Source organism: Methanobrevibacter sp. (genome assembly GCF_045541095.1).
Lineage (GTDB): Archaea > Methanobacteriota > Methanobacteria > Methanobacteriales > Methanobacteriaceae > Methanocatella.
On sequence record NZ_JAZQIJ010000074.1, the window covers coordinates 1 to 11,104 of the forward strand.

Below are 11,104 nucleotides of genomic sequence, written 5' to 3' on the forward strand. Positions count from 1 at the left end.
AGAATAATATTTTTGACAATTATGTTAATGATAAGTGATGTGACTGATAATGATTTGGAAAGATACTTAAATGTAAAATTGGTGAAAAAAATATTGTTAAATTAAATTTTAAAGATAATGAATTTAGCAAGCATATTGTAGCTACCATACATAATCATACAAAAGAAATGTACACCCCACCCTCCGACAAAAACTTCGGAATTTTTTCAAGAGAATGGGAAGATTATGAATTAATAGCTGCAAATAACTGCTTATGGATTTTAAAAGGAAAAATTAACGATGAAACATTAACCTTTGAATTAAAAATTAATATAGAATATTAAAAAGGAAAAAAATAATTTATTTAGATTAAAAATCAAATTCGACACTAAAATCCAAATAAATCCTGTGCATCAAGCATCACATCAACTATGTGAACATTGAAAGGACACCTAGGTTCACAGTCACCGCATGCAATGCATTCAGTTGCATTGAATTTCAAATTGTTATAGTGTTCCTGAACACTGGCCGGCACTTCATCCCTGTTTTTAGCCAAATCATACAACTTGTTAACCATTGCAATATCTATTTCAGATGTGCATGGAGCGCAATGGCCGCAGTAAGTACATTGTCCTTCAAAGGAGTGTTTTGGAGCATTTTTCAATACTTCAGCATAGTCCTTTTCAGCTTCAGTCGCATCGCAATACTTCAGTGATTCCATCAGTTCGTCGACCGTTTTCACACCGACAAAAATGCTGTTTACTCCTTTCTGTTCCAGGCAGTAGTGGATGCATTGAATCGGTGTCAGTGCAACGCCGAACGGCGAAGTCTCATCGGACAAAAGGTTCCCTCCGGCAAATCCTTTCATTACAGTAATTGCAGTTCCGTTTTTCTCACATAATTCATATATCTCTGCTCTTTGAGGATTTAAACCGAACATTGTCTCGTCATAGGCATCCTCCTTTCTGTACTCCTCGATGTCCTCCATCGCACCGAACATGTCATATGCAGGATTTATTGAAAACATCAGAAGTTCGATTTCAGGATTTTCCGCAGCCAAAATTCCAACGTCAGGGTTGTGAGTACTCAGTCCAATGTGGGCAATTGTTCCATCCTCTTTCAGCTTGCGCACATATTCAATGAAAGGACCGTTCATTATCCCATTGTAATCTTCAATCTGGTCGACATAATGAATCATACCGAAATCAAGAGTGTCAATTTCAAACCTTTCCATAAAGTCTTCAAATGCAGGGATTACCTTATCCATGTCACGGGTTCTTACATACTGCCCGTTTTGCCATGTTGATCCAATATGTCCCTGTATTACCCAATTTTCACGATTAGGTTTAATGGCTCTGCCCAAATGTGAACGCACATCAGGTTCACTCATCCAGCAATCAACAAAATTAATTCCATTGGCTTCACAGGCTTTAATCAATTCTTCAGTATCTTCATAAGGTCTTTCCACTAAAAATTCGGCACCGAATGCAATTTCTGATACTTTAATACCAGTTTTTCCTAATTCACGATATTCCATAATAATCTCCTTAACTAACTATTAGGAGTTTAAAATTAAAAAAAGTAATGGAAAATTATTGGATTTGAATATCCATTTTTCCACTGTTGATTGCTGCAATTGTTCCTCCGTCAATAAGCAAGTCCATTCCAATAACTGGGAAATGAAGGTCACATCAAAAATGACCAAAGAAGAAGTTAAACTTTTAAAAAGTTTATTATTTAAGGTAGTTGAGTCATAACTTATTACAATGTATACCGAGGAATTCATTTTACAGGAAGTCAACAAAATCCGTGAGGAAATCGGTCATGACAAGGTAAATATTTTCATCGAAGACATTTACCTTAAAAACAATGAACTGTGGATTATTACAGAAGACCGGCCCGACAAATCAGCAATCATAGGAAAAGGAGGATGGGTTGTTGGAAAGCTTAGGGAAAAATTAGGTCTTGAAAGCATACATGTAGAATCCTACGGTGATTTTTTAAACAAACAGTATAAACTCAAACTGTCCAAAAAAACAGTTCACAACATTGATTTAAATTTGAATGGTTTAAAGAATCTGGAAAAAACAATTGACTGCAAACTGGACAACATTTACAGTTTCAACTTTGATAGTTATTTTAATGAAAACACTTTTGACGAATCCGAAAATACTGAAGCAGTTGTTGCCCTTTCGGGAGGTGTCGACAGCAGCTTTTCTCTTATTTTAGCAAAAAAATTAGGTTTTAATCCCATAGCAGTTACAGTTGATCCGGGAACAATAATTCTTCCAAATCAGTTCAAAAAAAATATTAAACTTCTTACCGAATCACTTGACATTGGGCACGAATACATTCAGACAGACTACAGTGAAATAATAAAAGAATCATTTACTGGCAATGTCCATCCTTGCGGAAGATGCTCCAAAAATACCGGTGAACTTGTAAAGGAATATGCAAAAAATAGAAAAATCCCAATAATTGTCTTTGGTGATATGCTTGCAACCGGCAGCCAATGCATAAATATGCAGGATGATTCATTATATCGTCTGAACCTTCCGGCAAGTTTAAGTGTTGGAAAGCAAGAGATAAAATCCTTAATTAGAAACTATGATTTAATGACATTTAAAGGATTCGGCTGTCCGCTTCTCTATGAGGTTCACAAAAAATTCCCATACATGAGAAAATTTTCCATCCAAAGAATTTTAAGGGAAACCCGTTCAGGGGCATTGGAACCCGGTGAGGCTCTTGACCTGATTTGGAGTTTCAACAAGCCTTAAATTTCATCTTTTTTTGAATTTTCCATTTTAATAAATGTATATTTATGAAATAAGTAGAAACACCCTTGTCAACGGATTTGAAAAGATTACACATACACAAAAAAATTTTCCTATAAAAAAATAGATTTTAAATAGTGATATTACAGGAGCTGAGCTTACTTATGATAATTGAGGAACAATTAATAAGTATCCTATAACATCACTATATAAAATTTGCTTCAATAATCCTGAGATTATATCCACAATAATATATTGTAAAAAAAAGTATATAAAGTTTAGGTTTACCTAAACTATATTGTTGATTATTTCATCAACAGGGTTGGTTTGATTATCTGATTCATCATGCACAGGAAAAGAATAACCAATCATATAACTTGCATTATTTGCATCAAAATAATAAAAAGAATGAAAAGTCTCATTTTTCATGTAACTCTGCATTGTTACAGATATATTGTTATCGGAAAGAAAAACTTCCTCATTCATGTGTTTAAACCCTGCAATCTCACGGCTTTGTTTGGCATTTTCTAAATCAGAAAAATTACCTTCACTGATAAAAATAGTATAATTGCTGTTGTTTTGCTTAACCAAATGTGCAGAGTAATCATTACTGCTATTTATGACATAACCCTGTGGAACTTCAAATGTACTGCCCTCAATAGTGACATTTTCACTAAATACTGCAGAAATTCCAAAAACAAAAACCAACAATGATAAAATCAATAAAATTTTTTTAAAATTCATGAATCCACCTAAAAAAAGAAAAAGAAATTAAATTCCTTTTTTCTCGAATTCTTCATTTAAGAATTCCTTAATATTGTCACGTGCAATTTCCACCATTTCAGGAGCAGGACCTCCAGGAACAGCCCTAATTCTAACGTTTTCAGCAGGATTCAATGCCCTTTGAATCAAATCATCATCAAGATTCAACTCATCAAAGCCCAAATCAACAGCAATATCATCAATGAATTTGGATGTTATGTCCTCTTCAGCCATTTCATTGGATAACGCTTCGTTAACAATTCTTCCTACAATTTTATGAGCAGTTCTGAATGGAATTTTCTTTTCTCGAACCATGATGTCTGCCAAATCAGTTGCAGTTGCAAAGTTTTTACCTGCAAGTTCAGCACACCTGTCCACGTTAAATTCCACTGAAAGCAGCATTTTTGTTACGATAGACAAGGTTTCACGAGTAACTTTAACCGCATTCCATAAGTGAGGAGTGATTTCCTGTAAATCCCTGTTGTATGTATATGGAATTGCCTTCAATATTGTTAAAATTGTTATAAGCTCACCGGTAGCGATGCTTGTCTTACCACGAGCAAGCTCTGCAACGTCGGGATTTTTCTTTTGCGGCATAATAGATGATGTGGATGAATATTCATCAGCCATATTAATGACACCAAACTCGTATGTGCTCCATAAGACCAATTCTTCGCAGATTTTAGCGAGTGTGGATGATAATGACACCAAATCAAAAACAGTCTCAGTAATGAAGTCACGTGCTGAGACACCATCCATGGAGTTTTCCATATAAGCGTCAAATCCAAGCAGATCAGTTGTTAACTGCCTGTTGATTGGAAAACTTGTAGTGGCCATAGCGGCAGATCCGAGAGGATTTATATTTACACGTTTATAAGTGTCGGCCAAACGTTCATAATCTCTTTTTAGAGCCTGAACATGAGCCATCAGGTGATGAGCTATTGTAATCGGTTGAGCATGCTGCAAATGAGTAAAACCAATGAAAATGTCTTCCAAATGTTCTCCTGCCATTTCAACCAATCCTTCTATGAACTCCAAAATGCCAATCTGTATCTCTTCAATCATTTCACGAAGAACCAATCTTACATCACATGCAACCTGGTCATTACGGGATTTAGCAGTATGCATAAACCCTGCTTCAGGACCTATTTTAGAGGTTACATAGTTTTCAATTGCCATGTGAACATCTTCGATAGTTGCATCAAAGACCAGTGCTTCGTAACCTTCTTCCTTTAAAGAATCAAGAGCACATAAAATCTTATCGGCAATTTCCTCATCGATTATTCCCTCATGCTTTAACATTGAAGTGTGTGCAAAATTAGTTTTGATATCTGCTTCAAAAAGAAGCATGTCTGCTTCAAGTGATGAAGTATATTCGGCTGCTTCATCAGTCATTCCAGTCTTAAAACGACCATTTCTAATATTATCCAAAAAAATCCCTTCTGAAAAGTAAGTTAAAAATAAAAAGTATAAAAAAAAGAAATTAAGATTTGTAAAAATCTTATTTTTTCATTTCGGTGTATCCACATTTACCACAAGCGACTCTGTCACCATGGTCAGCCATGAATACGCCTTCACCACAACGAGGACAAATTTGGTTTTTTCTTACAATTTTGTCTCCATCTACTTCATATAAATCAGATTTTCTTACCATACAAATCACCTATTCTTCTGCTTCTTCTTCCGGTTCTTCTTCAGGTTCTGTGTTTTTAGCTATTACATGTTCAGTTTCGATGTATTTTAAATCATCGACTGTATCATATACTTTAGCATAACCTAATGCTTTAGGTTCACCGTAGTGTGGTTGGACATTGTCAACTACTACTAATTCTTTTTTAGAATTTAATAAAGCGACTAATTTAGATTTGATATCTAAAGCTTTAGGAGTTGATTCTCCTTCATAATCAACATAAAATTTAATTTCTTTTCTGTTAAACAATTTATTTTCTTTTTCTTCAATAAATTCAATTTCCATGATTAAACCTCGGTTAATTTATTCTTTAATAAATCCATCAATAAGCTTTTGAGCTTTATCTTTAACGTCAGAAACTTTTAAAAGCACCAAACCCTCATTTGGTTGTCCGTATAAAATTGTAGTTTCTGGATTAGCCATGATGATGCAAGGAAGAACTGCAAGATCTTCTTCCCCGGCTACTTCAATCACATAACATTCGCCACTGTTAGATAATTCAAGAGCCTGGCCTATGGTTTCCCATAGATCATCAGTGATATATCCAGCAGGATTTTCAGCTTTTAAAATATGGTCTGCACGAATAACATCATGAGTATGATTTTTTCTCTGAATTAAATTATCAATTATACCAATTTGCGGATATAATTCATATTTTGTAAGATTTGCAAAAGTTTCGTCTCCAACAGAAATTAAAAACTCAGAAGATTTAATTTCATCAATTGCATCTTCAAATTCCGGATATAAAACGCCTAAAGGCTTTTTAAGTTCCAAAATTATATCTTTATTTAATTCTGCATCTAACCTTAACACACAAAACCCTCTATCTTACTCTTAAACAATATTCACCAGGTATTGTAATATTTAATTCACGAGCTAATTCAGATTCTTCAGGATCAGTTATTATCAAAAGACCGCTCCAGTTATCGGAAGTTGGGCTTCCGCAACTAGGACAGTGATCTTTGCTTGAAATCATTTTACAAACTGTACATGCTTTCATTATTTAGCCTTCTTACTTTTTTCTTTTGCTTCTTCAATCCATTCAAATCTACCTAAATTGGTTTGCCTCATTGTAAGAGGTATTTTAGAATTCCTGTTATTTTCAATATTGTTGGTAGATTCATCCTTAATAGATACGCTAACTGCTCTAGCTCTGACTAGGTCTCCTTCATCCAATGTCTTATTAGATTCTTTTGCAATCAAAGCTCCTCTTTTAGCATCATAACTAATATAATCATCAGTTACTTGAGAAACATGTATAAGACCGTCCATAGGTCCAATTCTTACAAAAGCACCGTAATCTACAATATCAATTACTTCACCATCAAATATTTCATGCTGTTCCGGCTTGAAGAAAATAGCTTCAAAAATTACATTATGGTATGAAGCTCCGTCACCCATAATGAGTCTTCCTTCACTAATTTCATCGATATCGTTAACACAGATAAGTAAACCAAGTTTTTTATCTAAACGACCTTCATAGGTTTTGTTTAGAGTCTTTATAGCGACTTCCTCGAGAGGATTATCGAATTCGTAAGGTGGAATTCTCACAGTATCCTCAATTTTTGTTTTATAATACAAAACAATCCCTCATCTAATTAAATAAGTTTAATTAATATTATATTTTACCTTCAACTGCAATATATTTTTTTTGCCTCAAATATGCAACAGTAATTCCTTTATCTTTTGCACGATTTTTTAATTCAATGTCATTTGTAGCTAAAACTTCTGAAACTCTAAGTAACGCATCATCCACAGTTTCATTTTCTAATAATGAAATATCCTTTATTTCAATTTTTGAAGAATTAGCTAATTTCAAGGCCAAATTTGCATTTAACCTTGTTTTTCCTTTATTATTATTTTTCAAACCCTTCAATTCATTGATAACAAAGCTTGGAGTAGTTAATTTGTAAGAAGGTAATAATTTTTCAAGTTCAGCGATTATATCAACGTTGAACTGAAAAGGAACCATAAAAAAATTGGTATCAATTACAACTTCTTTAGAGTCCATTATTTGCCCTCTATTTAATAATACCGTAACCTATTAATCTCCAACGAGCTCCAACTCTACGACTTAAAGCGACCCTATCACCAGGGCTTGCGCAAACTGGTAATTTTAAAGTAACGTCAACATCATTTTTCTTGGTTGAAGTTACAACTCCAATTGTAGTTGTAGTACCACAATTAATCATTAACGGTTCTTTAATCTTGATTGGAGCGACATCGCGTTCTTCCTTAGTACCTACAACACGGTCAAGAAGATTAGCTTCCATACTAAATCCGTCCAATACGTCAGGCAAAGTGCCTTCCTCTCCGGCAACAGTACCGGATAATGAATCTGATTTTGTTAATGACGGATCCAATTTGGTTGCAATACCTACAAGTCCACCAGGACCGATCTGTTCAACCTGTTCACCGTTTGCTTCAAGGCCGATGATTTCAGATTTTAATGTTAATCTTTCACCGTTGTTGGTAGGGCCAGGTCTGATTTCAATGATATCTCCAAGTTTGAAGGTACCCTGAACGAGTGTTCCACCAATGACCCCTCCTTTGATTTTATCAGCACCTGAACCAGGTTTGTTGATATCAAATGACCTTGCTACATGCATTAAGGCACTGTCATCAACATTTCTTTCCGGAGGTTGAATTTGTTTAAGCATTGCTTCAATCAATATATCGACATTTGCACCTTGTTGAGCAGATACAGGTATTATTAATGCATCTTCAGCACAAGTACCTTTAACAAATTCCTTGATTTCATTATAACTTTCAATAGCTCTTTCTTTTGATACGATATCAATTTTATTTTGAACTACAATTACATCTTTTACACCGATTACATCAAGTGCCATAAGATGCTCTTTAGTTTGTGGTTGTGGACAAGACTCATTTGCAGCAATTACTAACACTGCACCATCCATAATTGCAGCACCAGATAACATAGTTGCCATAAGAGTTTCGTGACCCGGAGCATCAACAAAAGATACTTTCCTTATTAATTCAGTTTCGCTCCCACAGATTTCACATTTTTCAGAGGTTGTGTAGCATTCAGGTTCATCGCAGTTAGGACATTTTCTAAATTCAATGTCAGCATAACCTAAACGTATTGAAATACCTCTTTTTGTTTCTTCACTGTGAGTATCAGTCCATACTCCTGATAATGCTTTAGTAAGAGTAGTCTTACCATGGTCTACATGACCAACCAAACCTATGTTAACATCTGACTGTACGTTCACAGATAACCACCTTTTTATTATTTAATTCAACTTAAAATTTAAATAAGAAAAATAGTTAAACTATTCTTCCTCTTCTTCACCAGCACCAAGAATATCAGCTATTGGTTTACTTCCAGCTGCAGTAACTACAGTGTTGATTTGTACAATATCTTCAGCAATAGTGTTTCCTCTTACGGTTTTTCTCCTTTTTACACCATCAGCTTTAGGATGATAACCGATACCACCAGTTAATAAACTTTTGATTCTTCTAGTACCAGAAACATCTTTTTTCATGGTAAAACCGTTTTTGTCACTACCACCAGTAATTTTTAAAGTGTAACCGTCTAAACCAACAATTCCACCATCAAATTCTTCACCAATTACTAAACCGTTTAAAGCTTTAGTATCATCGACTTCAATTTGATAAGATTCAGCTTTTTCAGACACAACTACTTTGAATGCCATGGTATTCCTCCTTAATTTTTTTACCAATATTTTTATTCAAAAAGACCAAATTTACCCCAATCTGGATCTTGTTTACGTTTAATCTCTAAAAATTCATATAATGTTTCAAATTCATCTTCTGTCAGTTTATCCTTAAATTCTCTTTCAATGAACTTGTAATGCTTTTCAGGAACATCAACATATAATTCATCACCTTCATCGAAGTGTTTTCCTACTACGGCATCCTTGATTGCCATAGCAACCCTTTGACCTCTAGAAATATCCGGTAATGTTTCCCCTTTATCTTCCATACTGGCTATCACACCAACGTATTCTCCATTCTTATTGATTAAAGTTTGACCCTGTTTAATAGTACCGCTAATGGATTCGATACCGATAATTGCGGGTTTACTTTGACGGAAAACAAGTTTAGGCAATGCCATGAATTTTGCAGGTTTGATAATTGCATCATAAAATGCTTTCTTCTTAGCTTGTTCCATTTCATCAATCCAAGCTTCATAATCTTCAATGATTTGATAAATTACATCGCCTTTGAATAATCTAACATCAGAATTGTTAAGATCTTCCAAAGAGTTAGGATGAACATCAACATTAAAAGCAATGATTGCTCCGTGAGCATCATTTTCATTTAAAGCAATAGATGAATTTATAATATCTCTACGATTAACATCACCGATGTTTGCTTCACGAATTGGAATTTCAAGTTCCCTCAGCAATTTGACAATAGCTTCAAGAGAACCTAATGTATCGGCTTTGACTAAAATACCCTCATCTTCAGTACTGATAGTGATATCTTCAATTTCTTTTAAAATTTCTTCCTCAACATTCTCCTCGTCGTTGAGAACTCTAAGAGGTGAACCTGAAACAACATCATCTAAATTAGGGGCTGCGATTTTAATACCTGCAGCTGCGACAACTTCATCGAATTTTTGGAATTTCTTTTTGGAATCCCTCATTTCCTCCAATGGAAGCGGCCTTAAAATAGATCTGATTTTTGTTGTTAGAACTTCATTTGAAGAAGTCATCAAAGCTATTTCATCATTAGTTCGCAAAACACCATCATAAATAATACTATCAATTGTTAAACCTAATCCGGTTTCTTCCTTGATTTCCAAAACAGTACCCTTAGCAGGAGCATCTTCATTAATTTCGAGCTGTTCTGTTAAGTATTCCTGAGCAAGACCTAAAAGCATCGCTAAAACTTCAATAATTCCTTCACCAGATTTTGCACTAATAGGAATAATAGTAATCTGTGAAGCGAAATTACTGACCCTGTCAAATCTTTCGGACTGGAAACCTTCCTTGTGAAGGGCACCGACGATTTCATAAACTTTAGTATCAACTTCCCTTTGAACGCTTTGTGCTTGCTGATTGAAAGATTCCTTAAAGGAAGCACCTTCATGTGTTTCCCAACCGAAAATCATGTCAATTTTATTAGCAACTACAATAAAAGGAGTTCTATACATTTTTAAAATGTTTAATGCTTCATAGGTTTGAGGCTTGAAACCCTCATTAATATCAAGAATCAATACTGCTAAATCAGCCAATGCCCCACCACGTTTTCTTAAACTGGTGAAAGCAGCGTGACCTGGAGTATCAATGAAAAATAGTCCCGGAATTAAATCCTTAATAGTTAATCTTGATATAAAATTTCCACAGATTTCTTCAATAGTATCATTAGGAATTTCTGTAGCACCAATATGTTGAGTAATACCTCCAGCTTCCCTATCCGCTACGGTACTTCCTCTAATATAATCTAACAAAGTTGTTTTTCCATGGTCTACATGACCTAAAACTGATACAATCGGGGATCTGATTTTCATAGTATCTTTTTAAACATCTAAATTTAAAATTTATTCGTAAATTAAATCATTGTCAATGATTTTATAATCACAAATTTCGTCTTCATCAAAGAAGAGAGCAATTTCTCTTTCTGCAGACTCAGGAGCATCTGAAGCATGAATAATGTTTCTACCGGTATCCATACCAAAGTCTCCTCTAATAGTTCCAAGATCTGCTTCTAAAGGATTAGTTGCACCAACTAATTTCCTGATAGTAGTAATAGCTTCTTCTCCTTCAATTACCATAGCTAATGATGGGGATGAAGTGATGTATTCTACTAAACTTGGGAAAAATGGTTTTTCAGCATGTTCTCCATAATGAGTTTTTGCTAAATCTTCATCAATTTGAATTAATTTACAAGCAACGATTTGAAGACC

General features: G+C 34.5%; 15 protein-coding genes. 2 read left to right on the plus strand and 13 right to left on the minus strand.

Going from position 1 to position 11,104, the window contains the following annotated elements:
* Window positions 1–167 precede the first annotated feature (167 nt).
* Window positions 168–323: a hypothetical protein gene (locus ACKI2P_RS03295; protein ID WP_407374982.1), complete on the plus strand. Its 156-nt coding sequence runs from the start codon at window positions 168–170 to the stop codon at window positions 321–323.
* A 44-nt stretch (window positions 324–367) separates the two neighbouring features.
* Here the strand turns inward: ACKI2P_RS03295 and ACKI2P_RS03300 are convergent, their stop codons facing one another.
* Window positions 368–1,516, minus strand: a complete 1,149-nt coding sequence (locus tag ACKI2P_RS03300) for an aldo/keto reductase (protein ID WP_407374983.1) — start codon at window positions 1,514–1,516, stop codon at window positions 368–370.
* Between the two features lie 229 nt (window positions 1,517–1,745).
* On the opposite strand from ACKI2P_RS03300, the gene ACKI2P_RS03305 reads away from it, so the two are divergent.
* On the plus strand, window positions 1,746–2,756 hold the full coding sequence (locus ACKI2P_RS03305; RefSeq protein ID WP_407374984.1) for a 7-cyano-7-deazaguanine synthase: 1,011 nt from the start codon (window positions 1,746–1,748) through the stop codon (window positions 2,754–2,756).
* A 285-nt stretch (window positions 2,757–3,041) separates the two neighbouring features.
* Here the strand turns inward: ACKI2P_RS03305 and ACKI2P_RS03310 are convergent, their stop codons facing one another.
* The 12 genes from ACKI2P_RS03310 to ndk form a co-directional block, all read right to left on the minus strand.
* A complete protein-coding gene (locus ACKI2P_RS03310; RefSeq protein WP_407374986.1) occupies window positions 3,042–3,497 on the minus strand; it encodes a hypothetical protein in 456 nt (151 codons plus the stop codon).
* Between the two features lie 27 nt (window positions 3,498–3,524).
* Window positions 3,525–4,946: an argininosuccinate lyase gene (gene argH / locus ACKI2P_RS03315; RefSeq protein ID WP_407374988.1), complete on the minus strand. Its 1,422-nt coding sequence runs from the start codon at window positions 4,944–4,946 to the stop codon at window positions 3,525–3,527.
* Window positions 4,947–5,016: 70 nt separating this feature from the next.
* Window positions 5,017–5,169, minus strand: coding sequence for a 30S ribosomal protein S27ae (locus ACKI2P_RS03320; protein WP_067042875.1), 153 nt, complete (start codon window positions 5,167–5,169; stop codon window positions 5,017–5,019).
* A 9-nt stretch (window positions 5,170–5,178) separates the two neighbouring features.
* Window positions 5,179–5,490, minus strand: a complete 312-nt coding sequence (locus ACKI2P_RS03325) for a 30S ribosomal protein S24e (RefSeq protein WP_407374991.1) — start codon at window positions 5,488–5,490, stop codon at window positions 5,179–5,181.
* An 18-nt stretch (window positions 5,491–5,508) separates the two neighbouring features.
* Window positions 5,509–6,018, minus strand: coding sequence for a GTP-dependent dephospho-CoA kinase family protein (locus tag ACKI2P_RS03330; protein WP_407374993.1), 510 nt, complete (start codon window positions 6,016–6,018; stop codon window positions 5,509–5,511).
* A 10-nt stretch (window positions 6,019–6,028) separates the two neighbouring features.
* Window positions 6,029–6,205: a transcription elongation factor subunit Spt4 gene (gene spt4, locus ACKI2P_RS03335; protein ID WP_292747313.1), complete on the minus strand. Its 177-nt coding sequence runs from the start codon at window positions 6,203–6,205 to the stop codon at window positions 6,029–6,031.
* Window positions 6,205–6,786: a DNA-directed RNA polymerase gene (locus ACKI2P_RS03340; RefSeq protein ID WP_407374994.1), complete on the minus strand. Its 582-nt coding sequence runs from the start codon at window positions 6,784–6,786 to the stop codon at window positions 6,205–6,207. The genes spt4 and ACKI2P_RS03340 overlap by 1 nt, the downstream gene beginning before the upstream one ends.
* Window positions 6,787–6,823: 37 nt before the next feature.
* Window positions 6,824–7,216, minus strand: coding sequence for a PIN domain-containing protein (locus ACKI2P_RS03345; protein ID WP_407374996.1), 393 nt, complete (start codon window positions 7,214–7,216; stop codon window positions 6,824–6,826).
* Window positions 7,217–7,226: 10 nt separating this feature from the next.
* A complete protein-coding gene (locus tag ACKI2P_RS03350) occupies window positions 7,227–8,441 on the minus strand; it encodes a translation initiation factor IF-2 subunit gamma (protein ID WP_407374998.1) in 1,215 nt (404 codons plus the stop codon).
* Between the two features lie 60 nt (window positions 8,442–8,501).
* Entirely contained in the window at window positions 8,502–8,885 is a 384-nt protein-coding gene (locus tag ACKI2P_RS03355; RefSeq protein ID WP_407375000.1) for a 30S ribosomal protein S6e, read from the minus strand.
* A gap of 32 nt (window positions 8,886–8,917) precedes the next feature.
* Window positions 8,918–10,708: a translation initiation factor IF-2 gene (gene infB / locus ACKI2P_RS03360; protein WP_407375002.1), complete on the minus strand. Its 1,791-nt coding sequence runs from the start codon at window positions 10,706–10,708 to the stop codon at window positions 8,918–8,920.
* A gap of 30 nt (window positions 10,709–10,738) precedes the next feature.
* Window positions 10,739–11,104 (minus strand): nucleoside-diphosphate kinase (gene ndk / locus ACKI2P_RS03365; protein ID WP_407375004.1); only part of this gene is annotated, 366 nt, incomplete at its 5' end.